At 45.7% G+C, this 23,508-nt stretch carries 24 protein-coding genes and 1 pseudogene; 18 read left to right on the plus strand and 7 right to left on the minus strand.

Annotated elements, in window-relative coordinates; translation table 11 throughout:
• Window positions 1–169: 169 nt before the first annotated feature.
• Window positions 170–688 (plus strand): general stress protein 18, encoded by a 519-nt coding sequence (gene yfkM, locus SB658_RS19035; protein ID WP_003243504.1) that lies wholly within the window; start codon window positions 170–172, stop codon window positions 686–688.
• 39 nt (window positions 689–727) lie between these two features.
• On the opposite strand, the gene SB658_RS19040 is transcribed toward yfkM, so the two are convergent.
• The gene (locus SB658_RS19040) at window positions 728–1,918 is read right to left on the minus strand and encodes an MFS transporter (RefSeq protein ID WP_003243812.1); all 1,191 of its coding nucleotides are present in this window, start codon (window positions 1,916–1,918) and stop codon (window positions 728–730) included.
• Between the two features lie 92 nt (window positions 1,919–2,010).
• The gene (locus SB658_RS19045; protein ID WP_003243712.1) at window positions 2,011–2,226 is read right to left on the minus strand and encodes a DUF1128 domain-containing protein; all 216 of its coding nucleotides are present in this window, start codon (window positions 2,224–2,226) and stop codon (window positions 2,011–2,013) included.
• A gap of 202 nt (window positions 2,227–2,428) precedes the next feature.
• Between SB658_RS19045 and yfkJ the strand changes: the two genes are divergently transcribed.
• The 3 genes from yfkJ to SB658_RS19060 are packed head-to-tail and all read left to right on the plus strand — an operon-like array spanning window position 2,429 to window position 4,088.
• Window positions 2,429–2,899: a protein-tyrosine-phosphatase gene (yfkJ, locus tag SB658_RS19050; RefSeq protein WP_003243480.1), complete on the plus strand. Its 471-nt coding sequence runs from the start codon at window positions 2,429–2,431 to the stop codon at window positions 2,897–2,899.
• A 17-nt stretch (window positions 2,900–2,916) separates the two neighbouring features.
• Window positions 2,917–3,237 carry a hypothetical protein gene (locus SB658_RS19055; protein WP_003242981.1) on the plus strand — a complete coding sequence of 107 codons (321 nt, stop codon included), beginning with the start codon at window positions 2,917–2,919 and terminating at the stop codon, window positions 3,235–3,237.
• Between the two features lie 23 nt (window positions 3,238–3,260).
• On the plus strand, window positions 3,261–4,088 hold the full coding sequence (locus SB658_RS19060; RefSeq protein WP_014479170.1) for a YihY family inner membrane protein: 828 nt from the start codon (window positions 3,261–3,263) through the stop codon (window positions 4,086–4,088).
• Between the two features lie 198 nt (window positions 4,089–4,286).
• On the opposite strand, the gene SB658_RS19065 is transcribed toward SB658_RS19060, so the two are convergent.
• Window positions 4,287–5,462 (minus strand): MFS transporter, encoded by a 1,176-nt coding sequence (locus SB658_RS19065; protein ID WP_003243008.1) that lies wholly within the window; start codon window positions 5,460–5,462, stop codon window positions 4,287–4,289.
• 167 nt (window positions 5,463–5,629) lie between these two features.
• Between SB658_RS19065 and cax the strand changes: the two genes are divergently transcribed.
• Together cax and SB658_RS19075 are read left to right on the plus strand one after the other, a co-directional pair.
• On the plus strand, window positions 5,630–6,685 hold the full coding sequence (cax, locus tag SB658_RS19070) for a calcium/proton exchanger (RefSeq protein WP_038427529.1): 1,056 nt from the start codon (window positions 5,630–5,632) through the stop codon (window positions 6,683–6,685).
• A gap of 70 nt (window positions 6,686–6,755) precedes the next feature.
• Window positions 6,756–7,550, plus strand: a complete 795-nt coding sequence (locus SB658_RS19075) for a YfkD famly protein (RefSeq protein WP_003233657.1) — start codon at window positions 6,756–6,758, stop codon at window positions 7,548–7,550.
• A 38-nt stretch (window positions 7,551–7,588) separates the two neighbouring features.
• Here the strand turns inward: SB658_RS19075 and mscC are convergent, their stop codons facing one another.
• Together mscC and yfkAB are read right to left on the minus strand one after the other, a co-directional pair.
• Window positions 7,589–8,431, minus strand: a complete 843-nt coding sequence (mscC, locus tag SB658_RS19080) for a mechanosensitive ion channel protein MscC (protein ID WP_010886444.1) — start codon at window positions 8,429–8,431, stop codon at window positions 7,589–7,591.
• Window positions 8,432–9,553, minus strand: a complete 1,122-nt coding sequence (gene yfkAB, locus SB658_RS19085) for a radical SAM/CxCxxxxC motif protein YfkAB (protein WP_069703766.1) — start codon at window positions 9,551–9,553, stop codon at window positions 8,432–8,434.
• 144 nt (window positions 9,554–9,697) lie between these two features.
• Here yfkAB and SB658_RS19090 point away from each other — a divergent pair, with 144 nt between their 5' ends.
• Window positions 9,698–9,883, plus strand: coding sequence for an SE1561 family protein (locus SB658_RS19090; protein ID WP_003223132.1), 186 nt, complete (start codon window positions 9,698–9,700; stop codon window positions 9,881–9,883).
• A 100-nt stretch (window positions 9,884–9,983) separates the two neighbouring features.
• Window positions 9,984–10,775, plus strand: a complete 792-nt coding sequence (pdaA, locus tag SB658_RS19095) for a delta-lactam-biosynthetic de-N-acetylase (protein WP_032726648.1) — start codon at window positions 9,984–9,986, stop codon at window positions 10,773–10,775.
• Between the two features lie 37 nt (window positions 10,776–10,812).
• Here the strand turns inward: pdaA and SB658_RS19100 are convergent, their stop codons facing one another.
• Window positions 10,813–11,673, minus strand: coding sequence for an NAD(P)-dependent oxidoreductase (locus SB658_RS19100; RefSeq protein WP_069703767.1), 861 nt, complete (start codon window positions 11,671–11,673; stop codon window positions 10,813–10,815).
• A gap of 98 nt (window positions 11,674–11,771) precedes the next feature.
• Window positions 11,772–12,731 carry a magnesium/cobalt transporter CorA gene (gene corA / locus SB658_RS19105; protein ID WP_003233650.1) on the minus strand — a complete coding sequence of 320 codons (960 nt, stop codon included), beginning with the start codon at window positions 12,729–12,731 and terminating at the stop codon, window positions 11,772–11,774.
• A gap of 117 nt (window positions 12,732–12,848) precedes the next feature.
• On the opposite strand from corA, the gene SB658_RS19110 reads away from it, so the two are divergent.
• The 10 genes and pseudogenes from SB658_RS19110 (at window position 12,849) to acoL (ending at window position 23,471) form a co-directional block, all read left to right on the plus strand.
• Window positions 12,849–13,712, plus strand: a complete 864-nt coding sequence (locus SB658_RS19110; RefSeq protein ID WP_038427531.1) for a DNA-3-methyladenine glycosylase family protein — start codon at window positions 12,849–12,851, stop codon at window positions 13,710–13,712.
• 113 nt (window positions 13,713–13,825) lie between these two features.
• Window positions 13,826–15,226: a 23S rRNA (uracil(1939)-C(5))-methyltransferase RlmD gene (gene rlmD, locus SB658_RS19115; RefSeq protein WP_003233644.1), complete on the plus strand. Its 1,401-nt coding sequence runs from the start codon at window positions 13,826–13,828 to the stop codon at window positions 15,224–15,226.
• Between the two features lie 572 nt (window positions 15,227–15,798).
• Window positions 15,799–16,083, plus strand: coding sequence for a YfzA family protein (locus SB658_RS19120; protein WP_021481197.1), 285 nt, complete (start codon window positions 15,799–15,801; stop codon window positions 16,081–16,083).
• Between the two features lie 755 nt (window positions 16,084–16,838).
• Window positions 16,839–17,816, plus strand: a complete 978-nt coding sequence (locus SB658_RS19125) for a tRNA dihydrouridine synthase (RefSeq protein ID WP_032726644.1) — start codon at window positions 16,839–16,841, stop codon at window positions 17,814–17,816.
• A 174-nt stretch (window positions 17,817–17,990) separates the two neighbouring features.
• Window positions 17,991–18,443 (plus strand): DUF6884 domain-containing protein, encoded by a 453-nt coding sequence (locus SB658_RS19130; RefSeq protein WP_043857915.1) that lies wholly within the window; start codon window positions 17,991–17,993, stop codon window positions 18,441–18,443.
• A gap of 67 nt (window positions 18,444–18,510) precedes the next feature.
• Window positions 18,511–18,600 (plus strand): annotated as a pseudogene (locus tag SB658_RS19135) (hypothetical protein); the annotation flags it as partial.
• A gap of 230 nt (window positions 18,601–18,830) precedes the next feature.
• Window positions 18,831–19,832: an acetoin:2,6-dichlorophenolindophenol oxidoreductase subunit alpha gene (gene acoA, locus SB658_RS19140; protein WP_015383114.1), complete on the plus strand. Its 1,002-nt coding sequence runs from the start codon at window positions 18,831–18,833 to the stop codon at window positions 19,830–19,832.
• A 3-nt stretch (window positions 19,833–19,835) separates the two neighbouring features.
• Complete coding sequence (gene acoB, locus SB658_RS19145; protein WP_043940071.1) at window positions 19,836–20,864, plus strand: acetoin:2,6-dichlorophenolindophenol oxidoreductase subunit beta; 1,029 nt, start codon at window positions 19,836–19,838, stop codon at window positions 20,862–20,864.
• Between the two features lie 13 nt (window positions 20,865–20,877).
• Window positions 20,878–22,074, plus strand: coding sequence for an acetoin dehydrogenase complex dihydrolipoyllysine-residue acetyltransferase (acoC, locus tag SB658_RS19150; protein WP_144500851.1), 1,197 nt, complete (start codon window positions 20,878–20,880; stop codon window positions 22,072–22,074).
• Between the two features lie 20 nt (window positions 22,075–22,094).
• A complete protein-coding gene (gene acoL / locus SB658_RS19155; protein ID WP_144500850.1) occupies window positions 22,095–23,471 on the plus strand; it encodes an acetoin dehydrogenase complex dihydrolipoyl dehydrogenase in 1,377 nt (458 codons plus the stop codon).
• Window positions 23,472–23,508: the final 37 nt, after the last annotated feature.

Genomic DNA, 23,508 nt, shown 5'->3' on the forward strand with positions numbered 1-23,508 from the left:
TTTCTTTATGATTATTGTAAAAGGGAGAAAAATGAGTATTATGTAGCAGTATCAAACGACAAATACTGGGCATTTATGCTTATCGTTTGTCACAATCGCGGAATGTTTATTTTAGTGTGGCTGGGGTAGAGTGTTTTATGTAGACATATAAAGCGGGAGGTTATGAATCATGGGGAAAAAAATTGCAGTTGTTTTAACATATTATTTTGAGGACAGCGAGTACACTGAGCCTGCGAAAGCCTTTAAAGAAGCGGGACATGAACTGACTGTCATCGAAAAAGAAAAAGGAAAAACAGTAAAAGGCAAGCAGGGAACAGCGGAAGTGACGGTTGACGCGTCCATTGACGACGTAAATTCTTCAGACTTTGATGCGCTTTTGATTCCTGGAGGATTTTCACCAGACCAGCTTCGCGCTGACGATCGTTTCGTCCAATTTACAAAAGCGTTTATGACTGACAAAAAGCCGGTATTTGCCATTTGCCACGGCCCGCAGCTTTTAATCAATGCGAAAGCGCTCGACGGCCGAAAAGCGACGGGCTATACGTCCATTCGTGTTGACATGGAAAACGCCGGTGCCGACGTTGTGGACAAGGAAGTGGTTGTTTGCCAGGATCAATTGGTCACTAGCCGCACACCGGACGATATACCGGCATTTAACCGCGAGTCATTGGCATTGCTTGAGAAATAAGAAAAAACGGACGCTCTTGGGCGTCCGTTTTTTTGTTGCTTAGGCTTGAGCACCTGTCAGTTTCTTGTACCTGTAATACAAGAAAGCAGCTGCAGCCGTTCCGATGACCGCAATGCCGAAGTCGAATATGAAAATATGGGCGATGCCCCCCGCTTTTGCGATAAGCCCTGTTGCAATCGGCAGCAGAATCGATGCAAGACTTGAAGCAGTCGCTACAATTCCGGTAACGGTTCCTTTTCGCTTCCAGAAAAGCTCTGTCATTAACGTAATGGTAATTTGAAACACACCCGCAGTTGAAAAGCCTAAGAAAAAGGCAGTGATGTCCAGCACAACTGGGATATGAACGGTCAGCATGACTGCGAGCGTACATAAAGTAATAATAGGATATAAGAGCGTTATGAAGACAGGTTTGACCCATCTATTCAGCAAAACGGCTAATAATAAAACAGATGCCAGAGATCCTATACTATAATAGCTCAGCAATTGTACAGATGCTGATTCAGCTAAACCGGCTGCCTTTTGCGCGTAGCTCGGGAGCCAGATTTGAGAAACCGTAAATAAAGCCGTGGATGTAAAACCGATGATAATCAGTGCGGTGCCTTCCTTCTGAAAAACGGGTTCAGACAAGAAAACGGGAGATTCCTGTTGGCCGCTATTAGTTGGTTTCTTATGTTTTTTAGGAAACGAAAGCGTTGATAAATAAATAATATTCAGGAGATAGACCGCTGCCGGCAGATAAAAAGCAAATCCGTAAAACATGCTGTGGTCTGCTAAAAATGTGATCAAAAGCGGCAAAAGTGCGGCCCCCACAGACATAAAGGCTTTAACCAAGACATTTGCCGAACCGGAAGCAGACGGAAAGAGCTCGGTTAGGGCCGGATATGTTCCGGCATCCATGGCTGAATTAGCGACTCCGGCTAATAAAGCGAACACAAACGCCAGCTCATAGCTCGGTGATAAAGGAATACCGACTAAAAAGACGGCCATAATTCCCGCAGAAGCGACAACAAGCGGCTTTCTGCCGATTTTATCTGATAGAACGCCGGAAATGCCGTATGTCAGCAGTTTGCCAAACCCGATAGCGGCAATGACATAACTGATGCCGGTCGGATCGGTATTCCACTGTTTTGTTAATGAAGACATATTGGATGCGAGAATGATGTTGACCATCCCCAGAAAGAAGTAGTTGATATACATTCCGGATGCTGTTTTGATAGATGTCGTTTGCATGCTTGTACTCCTTCAAATCTTATTCGAACACTTTGCTGTTTTGGTTTGGGGAAATGATAAAAAAGACTCGCCGAGTTTCCGGCCAGTCTCCATTATTTACGAAGCGAGGCTAATTCTTGAGCAATCGCCTGCATTTCACTTGGGCTGAATGATTCTTTTTTCATCACCATTCTGTGAAGGTACGTGAGGTCTTCAATCTTCTCATCACTGAAATCCTCCGCTTTGATTACGCCGACGTTCAGCATGTTCAGCTTTTGGGAAATCTCTTCAATCATTTGAGTTAATGTTTCTGTATTTGGGCTGGACAAAGGGTTCCATCCTTTCTATGCGCAATATAGGTATGTTTTATTCTAACAGAATTCCATCAGAAAAAAACCCTATTCTAAAAGCAGGCTGTTCATTCCAAAAAAGTGAAGACATCAGTTGAAAAGAAAATGAACATCCTACTAAGATATTCATGAAGGTTTCTTTTTAGAGAAATAGGGGCAAAGAATAGGGAGGTTGCACATCATGATAAGCGTGTTATTTGTTTGTTTAGGTAACATTTGCCGGTCTCCGATGGCGGAAGCGATTTTTAGGGACCTGGCAGCCAAAAAAGGATTAGAGGGGAAAATCAAGGCGGACTCAGCCGGTATTGGCGGCTGGCACATCGGCAACCCCCCGCATGAGGGAACGCAGGAGATATTGCGCAGAGAAGGAATCAGCTTTGATGGCATGCTGGCGCGTCAAGTCAGCGAACAGGATCTGGACGATTTTGATTACATCATTGCAATGGATGCAGAAAATATCGGAAGTCTCAGAAGCATGGCGGGTTTTAAAAACACCTCGCATATCAAAAGGCTCTTGGACTATGTTGAAGATTCAGATCTGGCTGACGTACCCGATCCTTACTACACAGGGAACTTTGAAGAGGTCTGCCAATTAATCAAAACGGGCTGTGAGCAGTTGCTTGCATCCATTCAAAAAGAAAAACAATTGTGAGTGAAAGGAGAATTTGCATGAACAACGAACGTTTAATGCTGAAAGGGATATTTCTCGGAGCTGCGGCAGGCGCGGCGTTATCACTGCTCCATAAGCCGACAAGACAGGCGTGCGGGATGAGATGGCTGACATGCAAGCATAAACTTTCACTGTACAAAAGCAACCCAGAGCTGTTAAAAAACACTGTCATCACAAAAGTGGATGAGGCCAAAAAGCTCGCCCGAACGCTTTCAAAGGAAGTCGACTTTGTGAACCAGCAGGTGAAAGAGCTGAAGAAAACAACGCCGCAAGTGATGGAACTCGTGCAAGAAACGAAAGAGCATTTTTCAAAAAAATGATCAAACATGCGAGGTGAGACGACATGAGTTTTTTGAAAGAGCTTTTCAGCAGATACACCCTTCATGAAGGACAAAGTAAATCAGCGGAGCTGGCGTATTTTTTTCTATTGTCACTGTTTCCGTTTTTGATTTTTATGCTGACGCTCACCGCGTATCTTCCGCTTTCTACCGATGATGTTTTAGGAGTCATAGAACAATATGCTCCCGCCAGTGCGATGTCTCTCGTTGAATCCATTACCCATCAAACCTTAAATAATCGAAATGGCGGTTTGCTGTCATTCGGGATTATCGCCGCATTATGGTCTGCGTCTAATGGAATGAACGCGATCGTCCGGTCGCTGAACCACGCGTATGATGTGGAAGAAAACCGCTCTTTTATCATTGTTCGTCTAACCTCTATTTTTTTGACGATTGCCATGGTATTTACGATTTTAGTGGCTTTGCTTCTGCCGGTATTTGGCCGGGAGATTGGAAGGCTCGCTTCTGACTTTGTCGGCGCATCGGATCTGTTTTTATCCGTCTGGGCCGCCATTCGCTGGGGTGTCAGCCCGCTTGTGCTTTTGATTGTTTTTTCCGCGCTGTATGTGATTGCGCCGAACAAAAAGCTGTCTCTCCGGTTTGTCATGCCGGGTGCGGTCTTTGCGACCATCGGCTGGATCGTTGTCAGCACATTGTTTTCGTTTTACGTCAGCACGTTTGCGAACTATAGCGCCACTTACGGGAGCATCGGGGGAATCATCGTTCTGATGATTTGGTTTTACTTGAGCGGCATTTTAATTATCCTAGGCGGAGAAATCAACGCTCTTTTACATAAACGTAAAAAGCTTCCTGATGAAAATCCCTACCATTAGCGCACCCTATAAACGAACTTCGGTTCAAAAAGAAGTCGGGGGGATATCGTGATGACCAAGCATACGAAAAAAGGCGGAAGCCATAACAAACAAAACTCGAAAAGCAAATCGAGCCATAAAACAAGCGGAAGCGCCAACGGACAAAACGGCTACCATTAGCATAAAAGCCTCCTGACATGATGTCGGGAGGCTTTTTGATTAAGAAGATGAAGAATAGGTTTCAGCCGGTGACCAGCTTTTCGGTTTGCCCAGCACAAGGGCCAGCCACACAGCGCTAAGCGTGAGAGTAATGAAGTAGAACAAGTTTGCGCTTTCAAATGTCTGCATATACCAGCCGCCGGCAACCGGGCCGAGGATGCTGCCGAGACTGAATGTAATGCCGCAAAGCAGGTTTCCCGCCGGCAGGAGGTGAGGCGGAAGAAGATCTGTCATATAGCTGATGCCAAGTGTAAAGGTTGATCCGACTGCCATTCCTGCAATAAAAAAGCAGCCGCCGATCACGTAGGGCGAAGGAAATACACCGGCGATGAAAAAGCAAAGAGCCCCAGTCAGCAAAATCACCAGCAGCACATTCCGCCTGCCGTATTTATCGCTGAGGATGCCGAGCGGAAACTGAAAGATAATGCTTCCAATCGCAAATGCGGGAAGGATGATCGCTACTGCGTCTACTGATATCCCCAAACGGAGCGCGTACACCGGAAAGCTTCCGTTCAGCGCCGTTTCCAGAAAGCCATAGCCAAATGTAGGCATAAAGGCAACCCACCCAAACAGCATGGCCTGATAAAATCGCCTGAAACTATTGTCTGATTTGGTTTCATGAGGACTGGTTTCCGGGTATGCATTTTGTAGAAAGAAAACAAAAAGCCACGCAAACAGACTGATGCAGCCGGACACGATAAAAGGAAGCGACGGACTCAGCTTGACAAGCGGCACCATGAACGGGCCTGCGGCAAAGCCAAGGCCAAAGGAAAGCCCATAAATAGACAGGTTTCTTCCGCGATTTTGTTTTGATGACATGGAGGTCACCCACGTTTGCGTAGAGAAGTGAAGCATGTGGTCGCCGATTCCAATGAACAGGCGAAGCAGGAACCAGACCCAAACTGACTGAAGCCAAATAAATCCGAATAAGCTTAAAATGACAATGCTTCCGCCCATGACGATCAGCGGCTTGAACCCGAGCTTTCTGAGCGGCGCTTCCATAAACGGCGAAGCCAAAAGCACACCGATATACAGCCCGGTCGCGTGCAGGCCGTTGATAGCAGCGGATTCTCCATTTGTTTCAAAAATGATTGAAATGACAGGCAGCAGCATGCCTTGTGAAAACCCGGAAATGGATACGAGCAAGACAAGGATAAAGAAATGAAATCGTGACATCGTGTCAGTTCTCCTTATATGGAATCTATGTTGATCGTACAACGTTTTCCAAAAGCAGGCAACCTGAAAAAAGCCTATATCACGCTATACATTTGCCCTCGTGTAATCATGAAGGTTTTTGTGAAGAATAAAAATAAAACAAGTCATAAAAAAGGAGCTATTTCACCATGAATCGTATCTTTTTTATTTTAGTGGCGGCCGGTGTTCCGCTTTCTGTGATTGGCAGTTTGATGCATTGGCCTTCCGCGGTTCTATTTGCAGTTTATTGCGTGACGATTATCGCGCTTGCAAGCTATATGGGGAGGGCGACAGAATCACTGTCCATCATTGCAGGACCGCGTATCGGCGGTTTGTTGAATGCAACCTTCGGGAATGCGGTGGAGCTGATTATTTCCCTTTTTGCATTAAAAGAAGGCCTGACAGGAATCGTGCTTGCCTCTTTAACCGGTTCAGTGCTGGGGAACCTGTTGCTGGTAGCGGGCCTATCGTTTTTTGTCGGCGGTTTAAAATATAAGCGGCAGGAATTTAATATCCATGATGCCCGCCATAATTCCGGGCTTCTGATTTTTGCCATCATTGTCGCCTTTGTGATTCCGGAGGTATTCTCTGTTGGTATGGGAAACGCCAGCAAACTCAATTTAAGCATCGGCATCAGCATCATTATGATTCTGTTATATGTGGCGGCGCTGTACTTTAAACTTGTCACGCATCGGGGCGTTTATCAGCCGAATAATGCCGCTCAGACTGAAGAAGAGGAAGAGCCGGAATGGTCAGGGAAGGTTGCGACGATTGTCTTGTTTGCGGCAACGATTGTGGTTGCATACATATCCGAAAACCTGGTCCATACCTTTCACTCGGTGGCTGAACAGTTCGGGTGGAGCGAGCTGTTTATCGGGGTCATCATCGTGGCGATTGTAGGAAATGCGGCGGAGCACGCGTCAGCGATTATTATGGCCTTCAAAAATAAAATGGACATTGCGGTTGAAATTGCAGTAGGCTCTACGCTGCAGATCGCTATGTTTGTCGCACCGGTTCTCGTCATCTGTTCTATCTTTTTTCCGACAAGCATGCCGCTTGTATTTACATTGCCTGAGCTCGTCGCGATGGTATCAGCGGTTCTCTTGATGATCGCGATTTCGAATGACGGGGATTCCAACTGGTTTGAAGGGGCGACACTGCTTGCTGCATATATCATTATGGCGATCGGCTTTTTCCTTCTTTAACCTGAAAAAATGATGGATAACAACAAAGCGGGATGAAAAGACTAAGGGAAAATGCCATAGAAAGAGTGATATGATGAAAAAGCTATTTCATTCCACACTTATTGTGTTGTTATTCTTTAGTTTTTTCGGCGTTCAGCCCATCCACGCGAAAAAGCAGTTTAAGGTTCCTAATTCTGTCGCAAGCATTTCAAAGGAAAACACGTATCCGAATGCTTCACAGGATCAGCCAATGCTTCAGCCGAGCAAGCTGGCAAAGGAATTGCTCGATCATTCTGAGGTAAAGATTGAAAATCCGCATCTCATCAAAATGCTGAATGAATCCAACATATCCGGCACACCGCTTGCAGTAGGGTACCGGGCGACAATATTTCTCGGGAAATGGGCGCTCGGCTATGAATCAAATGAAACAGTCGCAAACTGGGAATATAAAAAAATCAATACAAACCGTGCGGATAACCGCGGCGGGAAAGAAACGGCTGAAATGCATTATGCCCAGGAACAGCAGTACAGAGTGAAGGGCGGCTTGACAGCTAAAGTTCCAAATGCTGAAGATGTCAAAAGCATGATGATGCAAAAAGCAATGAAGAAAACGAACCTCCCGCTTGCATTTGAGACGGTCATTGGGGCTGGCACAAAACGGGATCAGATTTATAAGGTCGCTCCTAAAAAAATCGGTTATCTACATGCATATGCACCGGCTGTGAATGAAAAAGGAAAAGTGACTTACGGAGAAGTGTACTTAGTGCTGAAAGGAAATAAACGAAAACTCGTCGTGAAAAATGTCACGTCACAGGGAATCGGCGCGTGGATTCCGGTTCAAGATCATGTCACATTTGGCTTTCAGCTTTCCTCACTGCCAAGATAAATAAAAAACTGATTCCAACTCGGAATCAGTTTTTTTGTTTATTGGGTTCTCTCGATTCGGACCGCTTCCTCAAGCATTTGCACATTGTTTTGGTAGAGCTGGCGAACGAGAACCCGTCTGACTGCAAGGCTGGCACTGAAATAATCATCATCTTTCACCATGCCTTTAACCGTAAATTCGACGCCGCGATTGATTTTATTCAATGCGGTGATGCCGTGGATTTGAAACGGTTCTGTCGGATTGCCGAATTCATCCCGCTTCAATGAATCACGAAGCTCTTCATTCAGCATGTCACATGCCTCTTCCAACACGCTGTACACGCGGTCCGGATCTTCTTTAAAGCTGATAAGAAAGGATTCGGTAATCCGCATAAAATCAATATTATAGTTCTCTATTTGTCTGACCTCGCCGTTGCTGATGGTGAGCAGCTTCCCGCTCCATTCCCGGATTTGCAGCGAGCGGAGGCCGATTTCCTCCACTGTCCCGTTGAACAAGTTGTTGACGGTGACATAATCGCCTTTGTGCAGCTGGCGTTCATATATTAAGAACACACCAGCCAGCACATCTTTGATCAGCGATTGGGCGCCAAAACCGATCACGATACCTGCTACGCCCGCCCCGGCCAATATCTTGCCGAAATCATGCACAAATAAAGAAATAACGTAAAAGATAAAACCAATTGTCGCCGTATACTGGGTGACAGAACGGACAAGGCTTTCAATCGTTTTTTCCTTTTTTTCTTCAATAAAGTCCGTCCGTTTAAAAAATAGTTGTACCAGCCGGTTGATGATAAAGACACCGATCCAAAGGATAACCGCAACGAGGAGAATATCGACGATTTTATTTTGAAAAATCTCCGTAAGTGTTTCTTTCATCCGCATCTAACTCCTGGTTTGACGTTTTGTGAAGTCTGTATCCTGATAATAACTGTTTTTGACAAGAACATTCGGTCCGAGGCACCGGACATTCGGGCAGTGGCAACTTAGTTCTTTCGCAAGCTTGGTCTCTCTCCACTTTTCATAGGCGGAAGGGAGGCTGTCCGTCTGAATGTTGCCAAGCGGCGGGGTATCACCGAAATCGGTCACGATAATGTTTCCGTCGAAAATGTTCACATTCAGGCGGGACCGGCCGTCAGGGTCATTTCGCACTGTGACGTTTTTCGCCGCGCGAAGCCGGCGAAGCAGCTTTTGGTCGTCTTCGTCCGGACTGCAGGCATAAAACGGCAGCGTTCCGAACAGCATCCACGTATTTTCATCACGAATATCCAGCAAGCGGTGAATGGCCTGTCTCATCTCTTTCAGGCTGAGGGATTCAAGAGCGCTTGCGAAATCGCTTGGATACATTGGGTGGACCTCGTGACGCTGACATTTCATATCTTCTGTGATTTGGCGGTGAATATGCTCAATATGCGGAAGAGTTCGTTTGTTCAGCATCGTTTCCGCAGATACCATTACTCCGGCATCCACGAGCGTGCGGCTGTTTTCGATCATTTTTTCAAAATAGCGCGCGCGCTGTTCGAAGGTCGGTTTTCTGTCCATCATGGCAAAGCCGATTTCAGCAAAATCTTCAACTGTACCCCAGTTATGAGAAATATGTAGCACATCGAGATACGGAATGATCCATTCGTACCGCTCGATGTCGAGGGTCAGATTTGAATTAATTTGTGTCCGCACACCCCGTTCATGGGCATATTTCAATAAAGGAACAACATATTCTTTTACTGATTTCAACGAAAGCATCGGCTCTCCGCCTGTGATGCTGATGGATCTGAGGCGCGGGATTTCCTCCAGCCGTTTTAACAGAAGATCTATTGGCAGAGCATTCGGGTCTTTAGGCTGCAATGTATAGCCTACAGCACAATGCTCGCATCTCATATTGCACAGTGTCGTCGTTGTGAATTCAACGTTTGTCAGCTGCATGTCTCCGTATTGGTCAACATCCATATAGGCTTCCCAAGGGTCAAACTCGGGCGTAATCGGACGCAGCTTCGTGTTTTGTGTCATGACTATCTAACTCCTTTATAAATGGGCATACTAACGCTGCCAACAGTTAATTTTAGACCTGATTTGCCAAGATCGCAAGTAGCGCGGCGATTGAAAAACCGCAAAAAATGAGCTACCATAATAAAAAATGAATGGAGGAACAGAATGGGGAACGCCGTAAACAATAAAGATCAGCAGATTGATTATTTAAAGAACAGACTTGACATGTTTATGAACGTCATCGATTCATTAGACCCTGAAGCAACCGACGTTGAAGATATAGACAGGCTTATCAGCATGCTTGATGACCTGGAAGCCAAATACGAACGTTTTAAAAAAGATTGGGAATAAAACCGCGCGCCCGCCGCGGTTTTTTTATTGGCATAAAGCAACAGTATAAAACAAAGCCCCTATCTGTAAAATAAGAAAAAATGCAGAAGGAGCGCTGGCCATGAAGTGGATGTGTTCAATATGCTGCGCCGCCGTATTGCTTGCCGGAGGTGCAGCACAGGCGGAAGCGGTGCCGAATGAGCCGATTAATTGGGGCTTTAAACGAAGTGTCAATCATCAGCCGCCAGATGCCGGGAAGCAGCTGAACCGTTTAATTGAAAAATATGACGCGTTTTATTTAGGGAATACAAAGGAAAAAACGATTTACTTAACGTTTGATAACGGATATGAAAATGGCTATACGCCAAAAGTGCTTGATGTCTTAAAAAAACATCGCGTAACAGGAACGTTTTTTGTCACCGGGCATTTCGTAAAGGACCAGCCTCAGCTGATCAAACGTATGTCAGATGAGGGCCATATTATCGGCAACCATTCCTTTCACCATCCGGATTTAACGACAAAAACAGCTGATCAGATTCAGGATGAACTTGATTCAGTCAACGAAGAGGTTTATAAAATTACGGGAAAGCAGGACAATCTGTACTTGCGTCCGCCGCGCGGCGTGTTCAGTGAGTACGTACTGAAAGAAACGAAACGCCTCGGCTATCAAACCGTTTTCTGGTCGGTCGCTTTTGTTGATTGGAAAATCAACAACCAAAAGGGAAAGAAATATGCCTACGATCATATGATCAAGCAGGCGCACCCGGGAGCCATTTACCTGCTTCACACCGTATCGAGGGACAATGCAGAAGCGCTGGATGACGCGATTACAGATCTGAAAAAACAGGGCTACACTTTTAAAAGCATTGATGATCTGATGTTTGAGAAAGAAATGAGGCTGCCGTCTTTGTAAAAGAGAAAAACCTCTCCTTAAACGGAGAGGTTTTTCTTTATTTTATACATTCAATCAGTGCGGCCCAGTCCAGATCCCCGAAGCCTTTCTCAATCCCGCATTCAAAATGGCTCTTGGCCAGCTCGGCAAGAGGAAGATTTGCAGAAACCTGTTTTGCGGCGGCGAGTGCCAGATTGGTATCCTTCAGCCCTAAAGACATTTTGAAGCCGGCCGGCTCAAATTTCTGCTCGGCCATAATGGTTCCGTAATTTTGATAGACTGGAGAACCAAAGAGCGCGCTGGCGATTTCTAAAAATTGTTTTTGTTCTAAGCCGTATTTCTCCATCATTAAAAAGGATTCAGATAACGCCTCCAGCATGGACACAAGCAAGAAATTGATGCTGATTTTGGCTGCATTTGCCGTCTTGCTTTCTTCGCCGACGTCAAATACCTGCTGGCTCAGGCTGTCGAGCAGAGGCTTGGCAGCTTGCTTTGCTTCCGCCGGTCCGGCTGTTATGATACGGAGCGCGGCTTTGGCTGCGGCATCCGGTCTGCCAAGAACAGGAGCGGCGAGAAAAAATTGTCCTTTCTCTGCATGAGCTGCTGCGAGCTTTTCTGAAAACTCAACACTGATTGTGCTCATCGAGATGTGAATGCCGTTCTCTGCTAATCCTTCAAGCAGCCCGTCTTCTCCGAATGTCACGGCGCTGACAGAATCATCATCTGCAAGCATAGTAATGACAATATCAGCGGACTTTGCCGCCAGCCGCGGCGTATCAGCTGCCTGTGCGCCTTTTGTGACAAATTCTTCTGTCTTTTGTTTCGTCCGGTTATATACAGTCAATTCGTAGCCTGCTTGAAGAACATTTCGGGCAATGGGCTGTCCCATATTGCCGAGTCCGATGACAGCAATTTTCAATCTGATCACTCCCTGAATATTTTTTCCATTATAAACAATATGAACAGAATATGCATAGCGATCGGCTTACAACAAAAAAGAACAGCTGCTCGCTGTCCTCATTTAAAAATATTGAACCATCCTTTATGTACAAACCAAATCAGCATTCCAATCACAAGCGCGGCCATCAGGCCAAGTACAGCGAAATATCCGTATTTCCAATGCAGCTCCGGCATAAAGTCGAAGTTCATACCGTATACACCAGCAATAAAGGTGAGCGGGATGAAAATGGTTGATACGATCGTCAGTGTCATCATAATCGCATTCATCCGGTTTGAGTTTAGCGTCACGTAGCTGTCACGCAAGTCGGACGTCATGTCACGGTTGGATTCCACAATTTCAGACAACTTTAACAAATGATCGTATATGTCACTGAAGTAGGCTTTCGTTTCCCGCTGCTCTTTCACATGGTCAAGGCTTAAAATCCGGTAGAGCAAATCACGCATCGGGATAATCGTCCGTCTCAAATGCAATAGGTCTGTTCTGAGATCAAACACCTCGTTCATCAGCGTTCCATACGTTTTGTGGGGACGGCTTTCTTCAATTTCATTCAGCCGGTCTTCAATTTTATACACGAGAGGAAAATATTCATCAACAAGCTGATCCATGATCATATAAGAAATATGCCCGGGCCCTTTTTTCAATATATCCGGTGAAGCATACAAACGCTCCCGGACTTTAGCGATACCGGGCGTTTCGTGTAAATGAAAGGTGACGACAAATTTTTCGCCTTGAAAGATATCGACTTCCTCCGTCTCAAGTGTTTCCTTATTCAGCGCATGAATCACGTAAAAACGATAGCCGTCATAATGGTCAAGCTTCGGCCGCTGCATATGCTGGAAGCAATCCTCAATGGCAAGCGGGTGAAAATGAAAAAAATCTCTCAATAACGCCGTTTCCGTATCCTCCGGGCCGTAAAAATCAACCCAGTACCATGCAATATCAGGCTGTTCCACTCGTTCGATCGGTATATTTTTCAGCAGCTGATGCTCTGTTGTGATTGCGGTAATGTTGATCATAAACAACCCTCCACCTGCCATTATATCATGCGGTCTTTATGAGAAAAGTATACGGTACTCTCTGCCTAATTCAAGCGGCATGTTATACTGAACAAAAACGGAAAAAGGGTGGATCTCATGTGGAAGGAAAAAGTATCTGTCACGCCTCCGTATCATTTTGACCGCGTGCTGGACAGGCTGTCTTTAGACCCCCTCAATGCTGTTGATCGAGAGGCGAGGGAAGTCCGTGTGCCAATCAGAAATCAAGCGGGGGATGTATGTATTGTAAAGATACAGGCGTTAGGCCATGCGGGTGAGCCTGAGTTCCTCGTCAGCGGGGAAACGGATCAGGGAGAAATGATGAAGGAAATCAAGCGGATTTTTCAATGGGAAAATCATTTGCAGCACGTTCTGGATCATTTTTCAAAAACGAGCCTGTCCGCCATTTTTGAAGAGCATGCAGGGACTCCGCTTGTTCTGGACTACAGCGTGTACAACTGCATGATGAAATGCATTATCCACCAGCAGCTCAATCTTTCCTTCGCTTACACGCTAACAGAACGGTTTGTTCATGCGTTTGGCGAGCAGAAGGATGGCGTGTGGTGCTACCCAAAGCCGGAAACGATTGCAGAACTCGATTATCAGGATCTGCGTGATCTGCAATTCAGCATGAGAAAAGCGGAATACACCATTGATACATCAAGGATGATCGCAGAAGGCACACTCAGCTTGTCAGAGCTGCCGCATATGGCGGATGAAGACATTATGAAGAAACTGATCAAAATTAGGGGTATCGGCCCGTGGACTGTGCAAAACGTCCTCATGTTCGGACTTGGCCGTCCCAATTTATTCCCGCTTGCCGATATCGGCCTCCAAAATGCCATCAAACGCCATTTTCAGCTGGACGATAAGCCGGCAAAGGATGTCATGCTGGCGATGAGCAAGGAGTGGGAGCCTTATTTAAGCTATGCGTCTTTATATTTGTGGAGGAGTATAGAATAATTCATCTGACAATGAAGGAAATCCTGCAAACGTGTTATACTAGAAAGATGTGAAAAAACCATTTCACTTTCTGCCATCTGCAGAAAGCTTTATATAGAAACGGAGAGAACAACGTGAACCAACAAAAGAAACAGGCGCCCGTCGAACTGAAGGTCGGACAAACCTTTCCGCTGACGATTAAGCGTCTCGGCATTAACGGAGAAGGTGTCGGCTATTTTAAGAAAAAAGTCGTCTTCGTACCCGGCGCGCTTCCTGGCGAAGAAGTTGTTGTGCAGGCCACAAAGGTCCAGCCGAAGTTTTCGGAGGGCCGCATTAAGAAAATCCGCAAGGCATCTGAGCACCGGGTGGCACCGCCTTGCCCTGTTTATGAACAATGCGGCGGATGTCAGCTTCAGCACCTTGCATACAGCCAGCAGCTTCGGGAAAAACGCGATATCGTCATTCAGTCTCTTGAACGCCATACGAAGTTTAAAGTTGAAAACATGGAAATCAAAGAAACGATCGGCATGGACAACCCGTGGAATTACCGCAATAAAAGCCAATTCCAGATCGGACGCTCGCAAAGCGGCAGCATCATCGCCGGCTTATACGGCCTTGATTCCCATGATATCGTGCCGATTAAAGATTGCATCGTTCAGCATCCGGCAACGAACAAAACAACAGGCATCGTCCGCCGCATTTTAGAGGACTTCAATGTGTCTGTTTATAATGAAAGAAAACGAAAAGGCGACGTTCGCACGATCGTGACGAGAGTCGGCTTTGAAACAGGCGAAGTGCAGGTCGTGCTTGTAACCGCAAAAGAAACGCTTCCGCACAAGGAAGAAATCGTCAAAGCGATTCAAAAGCGATTGCCAGAGGTCAAATCCATTATTCAGAATGTAAATGGTGCGAAAACTTCAGTGATTTTTGGTGAGAAAACAAAACAGCTCGCCGGAAAAACAGTAATTCAAGAAGTGCTAGGCGACGTATCTTTTGAATTGAGTGCCCGCGCTTTCTTCCAGCTCAACCCGGAACAGACCGTCAAGCTGTATGATGAAGTGAAAAAAGCGGCGCAGCTGACCGGAAAAGAAAAAGTCGTTGATGCGTATTGCGGCGTCGGCACTATCGGCATGTGGGTGGCGGACGGAGCGAAGGAAGTCCGCGGCATGGACGTCATCAAGGAATCAATTGACGATGCTAAGAAAAACGCCAAAAAACACGGCATGGCAAATGCCACATATGTAACAGGAACAGCCGAACACTGGCTCCCGAAATGGACGAAAGAAGGCTTCCGCCCGGACGTCGTCATTGTAGACCCGCCAAGAACGGGCTGTGACAGCACGTTCCTGGACACGATCAAAAAAGTCAAACCGAAACGCTTCGTCTATGTTTCCTGCAATCCATCCACGCTTGCGAAGGATTTGCAGACGCTGTCGAAGGACTATCGCGTGGACTATATTCAGCCTGTCGATATGTTTCCGCAGACGGCGCATGTTGAAGCAGTGGCGAGACTTGTATTGAAATCGTCTAACTAAAAAGAACATTTCCCAGTCATAAAATAGTTTTCCTAATAAGACCTGGATTTCGGTAAAATAAACAATTCCGATTTCCGGGTCTTTTTCGTGCGCAGCCCTTGTCCTAACTGTCTTTCCCCAATTTTATCTTCCTTCTTTTCTCGGAGATCTTTATTTTAACTGGCGAAAAGAATTGAAAAAACGTGTTGAAAAGCGGGTGAAAAAAAGCGTTATTTAACCGGAAAAATTTCCTTCCAGTATGATTAAAATACATGAGAAGAATGATGTGAAATCATAGATATATTTTTCATAATTTGTAAAATTATATATTGACTTGCAGTTATTACGTGTGAAATATTGATGATAGGAATATAAGGAAAGGTATGGCGTATATCATTTCAAGAGTCATTCGATGTAAAAAGTTGAAACATTGTAATAAACGAAAGAGGTGAAAATGATGGCCAACCCCATTTTAAAATGAATAACGTATGAGCACTAAAATAATAGTGCCGAGACGATAAAAACTATTACAGTAATACCAACAATGGTTATACTAGCTAAAAAGTATTGCAGAGAAGGAAATGGATAACTAAATGGATAAAGTATATAAAAAACGACCGTTATATAAAAGAAGTTGGTTTCAAACATTTTTGGCATTTTTAGTATCTCAGCTTTATTTTAATTTTGTAGAATTAACGGGATGGGGTCCTAAGTATAGAGAAATGAATGGATTCCCAGCAAACATAGTTGAACTAGATTTCTTTCAAACATATCTTTCATTCTATGATAATCCATGGTTTAATATTATTACTGTTTTCTTGGGAGTTTTCACTATTATACAAATAATTACAGGGATAACAAAGGATATTCGAAATTAAAGCAATAACTTCTGATGCCTTATTTAATGATGAAAGAAAATGAAGACTTTCTTAATTATCTTATGAGTGAAGACTGCGACACTTAGTCAGCAGTCTATTTTATTGGTTCTGGATCAGGATTACCGAATTATAACCCTATACAAATATATAGTAGGTTGCCACTTGCTGCGTTGGTTATTTTCTAAATCATGAGCAAATCCCAAATGATTCAGATTGAAGTTCTTGAATTCTTTTAAATAAGGATTTATTTTCTCTTCTCATCCTCTTTACTCCATGTGATTCATAAGTGGTAGCAGCTTAAGTAGAGGTTTTTTTATTCTCTAAAGTACTCAGTTATACCACCCCCAACTCAATTTGCTTAATCAAAGTTTATCTCTTGAAATTAGTTTTTCCGCAAATATGATATTGAGATAAGGATATGGTGTAGCGTTAAATATCTTATCCTCAATAACAGGACAATTAGTTTGCGTTGGTAATATGGAGAACTCATATGATATTCTATTTAGGTTGGAATTCTTTTTATCCAAAAAGTTCAAAAGTAAGGCCACAAAGAAAGACGAAGGTCAGCGCCAGTGTTAACCACAATATAAAAAATGGTGTAGATAATCATCCCATGTGAAAATGTTCAAAATTTACTATAGATTGATAAGAAATGCTTTCGCATGCGATAAGTGTAAAAAGAAAGCATGGTCAGTTTTTAAATATTGAGATACAGGTATAGCTGTATCCTCTAATGAAAGGATTTGATTTTTGTTATGACAGAAAATTTCTGGCGTGAATTACCACGGCCGTTTTTTGTACTGGCACCAATGGAAGATGTGACAGATGTAGTTTTCCGGCATGTAGTAAGTGAAGCAGGCAGACCGGATGTGTTTTTTACAGAGTTCACAAACTCAGAGAGCTATTGCCACCCGGATGGGAAGGATAGCGTGCGCGGCCGTTTGACTTTTACAGAGGATGAACAGCCAATGGTAGCCCACATATGGGGGGATAAGCCTGAAAACTTCCGTAAAATGAGTATTGGCATGGCAGAGTTAGGATTTAAAGGCTTAGATATCAATATGGGCTGCCCTGTACCTAATGTGGCAGGGAATGGAAAGGGAAGCGGCCTTATTTGCCGTCCTGCAGTGGCGGCAGAATTAATACAAGCTGCAAAAGCAGGGGGATTGCCTGTAAGCGTGAAGACAAGACTTGGATACACGGATGTGGATGAATGGCGCGAGTGGCTGACACACATTTTGAAACAGGATATTGCGAATCTTTCTATTCATCTGCGTACAAGGGCAGAAATGAGCAAAGTAGATGCGCATTGGGAGCTCATCCCGGAGATTAAGAAACTTCGTGATGAGGTGGCACCAGATACACTTTTGACAATCAACGGAGATATCCCTGACCGCCAAACCGGCTTGAAACTTGCTGAACAATACGGCGTCGATGGAATTATGATAGGGCGCGGTATTTTTACAAATCCATTTGCCTTTGAAAAGGAGCCGAAAGAGCATAGCAGCAAGGAATTGCTTGATCTCTTAAGGCTGCATCTGGATCTTCATGATAAATATTCAGCATTAGAAGCCCGTCCGTACAAGCCTCTTCCTCGCTTTTTCAAAATTTATCTCCGCGGGTTCCGAGGGGCAAGTGAATTAAGAAATCAATGCATGAACACAAAGTCAACAGATGAAGTGCGTGCATTGCTCGACGACTTTGAGAGAAAGTATCTTGATGGGATAGAGTAACTGCAGTGCTTGATTCAAAAAAGGCTAACACAATTCTTGACTAAAATACCTGGATTTTCGGTAAATCCGGGTCTTTTTTGTACGCAGCTTTTACTCAGCCTGTCTTTTCTCTAATTTATTGCAAGAAAACAATGGTATATTTAGTGGAGATATCTTATAAAGGGGGAGAGAAAAATGAAACGGCTATGCATCATCCCCTGCGGCAAGAAAAAAATCTGGGACGTCCAGCCTGATGCCGGGCCGGTAAGAGCAGAGGACGCTTATCTCAGCCCGTTTCATCAGGCGTGCGAGCGGTATGCGAAAGCATTTTTCGATGAGTGGGTGATTTTGTCTGCGAAGCACGGGTTCCTCCGCCCTAATGATCTCGTTTCGGGAAATTACGATGTCACTTTTGGCACCGGTCATCCGGAAATCATGACAGCGGACGAGCTGAGCCGCCAATTTCACGAAAAAGGCTTTTCTGATATCGAAGAGCTAGTCATGCTTGGCGGAAAAAAATATCGAAGCGTTCTAAACGCCGTCATCGGAGAACACCAGCATATCAGCTGGCCGCTATCATCATACAAAGGCATAGGCTACATGCTCCAAGCGCTGAACCGAGCTGTTGAAGAAAAGCATGAACTGTAGCACGTACATATGAAGAAAAGAGTGGGAACATGTGTGCCAGCGGGTTATCAAAAACAGATGCCGAAAAGATGGCGGTATCGGATATGTCAAATATTCAATTGATTTTCTTTCAAAAGCAGCTATTCAGTCAAACGATGCAGAGGAACTAGGAAGTTAAAAAGATTTCCAAGGAAATAAATAAGTCGATCATTGTCAAAGGCCGGGTGATATCCGGTCTTTTTTTGCATGCTGTAAAACGAGACAAATGAATCAGTTTGAGACAAAACGAGACACACGTCTCAAACTGTCTATAAGGTGAAGACGAGAAGACTGATTTTACGGGCTCAAAAGACTGGCACACTTCTTGCATTTTTAATGGTGAACCCTAAATAGAAGGAGGCGCACAAAATGGAATTGTTAAAACGAGAAGGCTTATCATTAACTGAGGAAAAAGCGCTGTGGATGTACCAAAAGATGCTGGAGATCAGGGGCTTTGAAGACAAAGTGCATGAACTGTTCGCTCAGGGAGTGCTTCCCGGATTCGTTCATTTATATGCCGGTGAGGAAGCCGTGGCTGTAGGGGTGTGCGCTCATTTACATGATGGCGACAGCATTACAAGCACCCACAGGGGACATGGACATTGTATCGCCAAAGGCTGTGATCTGGACGGCATGATGGCGGAAATTTTCGGGAAAGCGACCGGATTGTGCAAAGGCAAGGGTGGTTCTATGCACATTGCGGATCTTGATAAAGGCATGTTAGGCGCAAATGGAATCGTCGGGGGCGGCTTTACGCTCGCATGCGGCTCAGCGCTTACGGCTAAATATAAACAGACTAAAAATGTAAGCGTTTGCTTTTTCGGAGACGGGGCAAATAACCAAGGCACCTTCCACGAAGGGCTGAATCTAGCGGCTGTATGGAACCTTCCTGTCGTGTTTGTCGCCGAAAATAACGGCTATGGTGAAGCCACTCCATTTGAGTATGCATCAGCCTGTGATTCAATCGCCGATCGGGCAGCTGCTTATAACATGCCGGGGGTGACAGTTGACGGCAAAGATATTTTAGCAGTTTATCAGGCAGCCGAGGAAGCGATAGAAAGAGCGAGAAACGGCGGAGGCCCGTCTTTGATTGAATGTATGACCTACAGAAACTACGGCCATTTTGAAGGAGATGCCCAAACCTATAAAACGAAGGATGAAAGAGTTGAGCACCTTGAAGAAAAAGATGCCATTCAAGGTTTTAAAAACTACCTTTTAAAAGAAACAGATGCTAATAAGCTGTCAGACATTGAACAGCGTGTCAGCGAATCGATTGAAAAAGCCGTCTCGTTCAGCGAAGACAGCCCATATCCAAAAGATTCGGAGCTGCTAACAGATGTGTATGTGTCATATGAAAAAGGAGGAATGTAAGAGATGGCGAGAGTCATAAGCATGTCAGATGCGATCAATGAAGCAATGAAGCTTGCGATGAGAAAAGACGAAAATGTGCTTTTGATCGGTGAGGATGTCGCCGGGGGAGCGGCGGTCGATCATTTGCAGGATGATGAAGCATGGGGCGGTGTATTAGGGGTCACAAAGGGACTCGTACAGGAATTCGGGCGCACAAGAGTGCTGGACACACCGATTTCTGAAGCGGGTTACATGGGTGCGGCTATGGCTGCGGCTTCAACCGGGCTGAGACCGATTGCCGAGCTGATGTTTAACGATTTTATCGGCACGTGCTTTGACCAGGTGATCAACCAAGGGGCGAAATTCCGTTATATGTTCGGCGGAAAAGCGCAAGTGCCGATTACCGTCCGCACCACATACGGAGCAGGGTTCCGGGCCGCTGCCCAGCATTCACAAGCGCTGTATGGCCTTTTCACGAGCATTCCTGGACTGAAGACAGTTGTTCCATCCAATCCGTATGATGCCAAAGGTCTTCTGCTTTCAGCAATAGAAGATAATGATCCGGTGTTCTTCTTTGAAGACAAAACGTCCTACAACATGAAGGGCGAGGTGCCGGAAGATTATTATACAATTCCGCTCGGAAAGGCGGACATCAAACGCGAGGGTAATGATGTTACGCTCTTTGCAGTCGGCAAGCAGGTCAATACTGCGCTTGAAGCGGCTGCACAGCTTTCAGAGAGGGGCATCGAAGCCGAGGTCCTTGATCCGCGCAGTCTGTCTCCTCTGGATGAGGATGCGATTTTCACATCGTTAGAAAAAACAAATCGTCTGATCATCATTGATGAAGCCAATCCGCGATGCAGCATTGCCACGGATATTGCTGCGATTGTCGCTGACAAGGGCTTTGATTTGCTTGATGCGCCGATTAAACGGATTACAGCGCCGCATACACCGGTTCCGTTTTCACCAGTGCTTGAAGATCAATATTTGCCGACACCAGATAAAATTGTCAGCGTCACGCTTGAATTGCTTGGCGAGCCGGCAATGAATTAAAGGGGGGACACAAATGGCGGTAAAAGTAGTGATGCCAAAATTGGGAATGGCCATGAAACAAGGGGAAGTATCGATATGGAATAAAAAAGTAGGCGACCCGGTTGAAAAGGGAGAAAGCATTGCCAGCATTCAATCGGAGAAAATTGAAATGGAGATCGAAGCGCCTGAAAAAGGAACGCTGATCGATATCAAAGTGAAAGAGGGAGAAGAGGTTCCGCCCGGCACAGCTATCTGCTATATCGGGGACGCCAATGAGTCGGTGCAGGAAGAGGCGAGTGCGCCTGTTGCTGAAGACAATATGCCGCAAGCCGTTCAGCCCGTCAAACAAGAAAACAAACCCGCAGCCTCCAAAAAAGATCGAATGAAAATATCTCCAGTCGCCAGAAAAATAGCAGAAAAAGCAGGATTAGACCTAAAACAACTGAAAGGAACTGGACCAGGCGGACGAATCGTGAAGGATGACGTAACAAAGGCTCTTGCTGAACAGAAAAAAGATCAGGCAAAGCCTGGTTCGGAACAGAAAGCGCAGGAAATCCCGGTGACAGGCATGAGAAAGGTCATCGCTGCCCGAATGCAGGAAAGCCTGGCAAACAGCGCGCAGCTGACGATCACGATGAAGGCTGATATCACTAAGCTTGCCACTCTTCAAAAACAGCTTTCACCAACTGCGGAAGAGAGATACGGCACAAAACTGACGATCACTCATTTTGTCTCAAGAGCCGCCGTTCTCGCTCTGCAAGCTCACCCTGTGCTGAACAGCTTTTATCAAAATGAGCGCATCATCACACATCCTCATGTGCACCTTGGTATGGCTGTAGCCTTGGAAAATGGCTTAGTGGTGCCTGTGATCCGCCATGCTGAAAAGCTATCGCTGATTGAACTGGCTCAATCTATCTCAGAAAATGCCAAAAAAGCACGCGAGGGACGTGCGGGAAGCGAAGAACTGCAAGGCTCTACCTTCTCCATTACAAACCTTGGCGTGTTTGGAGTTGAGCATTTCACACCGATACTAAATCCGCCGGAAACAGGCATTCTCGGCATCGGAGCAAGCTATGATACGCCGGTGTATCAAGGGGAGGAGATCGTCAGAAGCACAATCCTGCCGCTCAGCCTGACATTTGATCACAGAGCGTGTGACGGCGCCCCAGCCGCTGCATTCCTGAAGGCGATGAAAACATATTTGGAAGAACCCGCAGCATTAATTTTATAGGAAAAGCAGGTGAAAACGACATGACATTAGCCATTATCGGCGGCGGACCTGCAGGCTATGCGGCTGCGGTTTCCGCGGCACAGCAGGGCAGAAACGTGCTGCTCATTGACAAAGGCAAGCTTGGGGGGACCTGCCTGAATGAAGGCTGCATCCCGACAAAGTCTTTGTTAGAAAGCGCAAACGTTCTTGATAAAATCAAGCATGCCGACAGCTTTGGAATCGAACTTCCGGCAGGTGCGATATCAGTCGATTGGAGTAAAATGCAAAGCCGGAAACAACAGGTTGTCAGTCAGCTTGTCCAAGGCGTTCAGTACCTAATGAAGAAAAATCAAATACAGGTTGTAAAGGGAACAGCCTCCTTTCTTTCTGAAAGAAAGCTCTTGATCGAAGGAGAAAAAGGAAAAGAAATCAGAGAGGCGGACCAAGTATTGATTGCCTCCGGATCAGAGCCAATCGAGCTGCCTTTTGCCCCGTTTGACGGCGAATGGATCCTCGACAGCAAAGACGCGCTTTCTCTTTCCGAGATTCCGTCTTCACTAGTCATTGTCGGCGGCGGTGTCATCGGGTGTGAGTATGCAGGGCTGTTCGCCAGATTGGGATCGAAGGTGACCATCATTGAAACAGCGGACCAGCTGATCCCGGCTGAAGACGAAGATATTGCCCGTCTTTTTCAGGAGAAACTTGAGGAAGACGGTGTCGAAGTGCATACCTCATCCAGATTAGAGCGGGTGGATCGGACGGCCAAAACGGCAATATGGAAAAGCGGTCAGCGAGAGTTTAAAACGAAGGCCGATTATGTGCTGGTGGCTATCGGCAGAAAACCCCGTCTTGACGGATTACAGCTTGAACAGGCCGAAGTTGATTTTTCTCCAAAGGGCATTCCGGTGAATGGGCACATGCAGACGAACGTGCCTCATATTTACGCGTGCGGAGATGCTATAGGGGGCATTCAGCTCGCGCATGCCGCTTTTCATGAGGGCATCATCGCTGCTTCTCATGCTTCCGGAAGGGATGTCAAAATCAATGAGAAACATGTGCCGCGCTGCATCTATACGTCCCCGGAAATCGCGTGTATCGGAATGACAGAACGTCAGGCAAGAAGCATATACGGCGATGTGAAAATTGGCGAATTTCCTTTTTCCGCAAACGGCAAGGCACTCATTAAACAGCAAGCGGAAGGAAAGGTCAAAATCGTGGCTGAACCGGAATTCGGCGAAATCGTAGGTGTCTCGATGATTGGCCCGGATGTAACCGAGCTCATCGGCCAAGCGGCAGCGATCATGAATGGTGAGATGACGACAGATATGGCGGAGCATTTTATCGCCGCCCATCCGACTTTATCGGAAACATTGCATGAGGCGCTGTTAAGCACGATCGGCCTTGCAGTACATGCATAATAAAGGAAAAAGCAGGTGCATGGATATAAGGCGCCTG

Source organism: Bacillus sp. SIMBA_008, assembly GCF_046535495.1.
GTDB lineage: Bacteria > Bacillota > Bacilli > Bacillales > Bacillaceae > Bacillus > Bacillus subtilis.

What these genes read in the sequence shown, in the direction of transcription:
- yfkM (WP_003243504.1), top strand. Translation starts at nt 170, where the DNA reads ATGGGGAAAAAAATTGCAGTTGTTTTAACATATTATTTTGAGGACAGC.
- SB658_RS19040 (WP_003243812.1), bottom strand. Translation starts at nt 1,918, where the DNA reads ATGCAAACGACATCTATCAAAACAGCATCCGGAATGTATATCAACTAC.
- yfkJ (WP_003243480.1), top strand. Translation starts at nt 2,429, where the DNA reads ATGATAAGCGTGTTATTTGTTTGTTTAGGTAACATTTGCCGGTCTCCG.
- SB658_RS19055 (WP_003242981.1), top strand. Translation starts at nt 2,917, where the DNA reads ATGAACAACGAACGTTTAATGCTGAAAGGGATATTTCTCGGAGCTGCG.
- SB658_RS19060 (WP_014479170.1), top strand. Translation starts at nt 3,261, where the DNA reads ATGAGTTTTTTGAAAGAGCTTTTCAGCAGATACACCCTTCATGAAGGA.
- SB658_RS19065 (WP_003243008.1), bottom strand. Translation starts at nt 5,462, where the DNA reads ATGTCACGATTTCATTTCTTTATCCTTGTCTTGCTCGTATCCATTTCC.
- cax (WP_038427529.1), top strand. Translation starts at nt 5,630, where the DNA reads ATGAATCGTATCTTTTTTATTTTAGTGGCGGCCGGTGTTCCGCTTTCT.
- SB658_RS19075 (WP_003233657.1), top strand. Translation starts at nt 6,756, where the DNA reads ATGATGAAAAAGCTATTTCATTCCACACTTATTGTGTTGTTATTCTTT.
- mscC (WP_010886444.1), bottom strand. Translation starts at nt 8,431, where the DNA reads ATGCGGATGAAAGAAACACTTACGGAGATTTTTCAAAATAAAATCGTC.
- yfkAB (WP_069703766.1), bottom strand. Translation starts at nt 9,553, where the DNA reads ATGACACAAAACACGAAGCTGCGTCCGATTACGCCCGAGTTTGACCCT.
- SB658_RS19090 (WP_003223132.1), top strand. Translation starts at nt 9,698, where the DNA reads ATGGGGAACGCCGTAAACAATAAAGATCAGCAGATTGATTATTTAAAG.
- pdaA (WP_032726648.1), top strand. Translation starts at nt 9,984, where the DNA reads ATGAAGTGGATGTGTTCAATATGCTGCGCCGCCGTATTGCTTGCCGGA.
- corA (WP_003233650.1), bottom strand. Translation starts at nt 12,731, where the DNA reads ATGATCAACATTACCGCAATCACAACAGAGCATCAGCTGCTGAAAAAT.
- SB658_RS19110 (WP_038427531.1), top strand. Translation starts at nt 12,849, where the DNA reads ATGTGGAAGGAAAAAGTATCTGTCACGCCTCCGTATCATTTTGACCGC.
- SB658_RS19120 (WP_021481197.1), top strand. Translation starts at nt 15,799, where the DNA reads ATGGATAAAGTATATAAAAAACGACCGTTATATAAAAGAAGTTGGTTT.
- SB658_RS19125 (WP_032726644.1), top strand. Translation starts at nt 16,839, where the DNA reads ATGACAGAAAATTTCTGGCGTGAATTACCACGGCCGTTTTTTGTACTG.
- SB658_RS19130 (WP_043857915.1), top strand. Translation starts at nt 17,991, where the DNA reads ATGAAACGGCTATGCATCATCCCCTGCGGCAAGAAAAAAATCTGGGAC.
- acoA (WP_015383114.1), top strand. Translation starts at nt 18,831, where the DNA reads ATGGAATTGTTAAAACGAGAAGGCTTATCATTAACTGAGGAAAAAGCG.
- acoB (WP_043940071.1), top strand. Translation starts at nt 19,836, where the DNA reads ATGGCGAGAGTCATAAGCATGTCAGATGCGATCAATGAAGCAATGAAG.
- acoC (WP_144500851.1), top strand. Translation starts at nt 20,878, where the DNA reads ATGGCGGTAAAAGTAGTGATGCCAAAATTGGGAATGGCCATGAAACAA.
- acoL (WP_144500850.1), top strand. Translation starts at nt 22,095, where the DNA reads ATGACATTAGCCATTATCGGCGGCGGACCTGCAGGCTATGCGGCTGCG.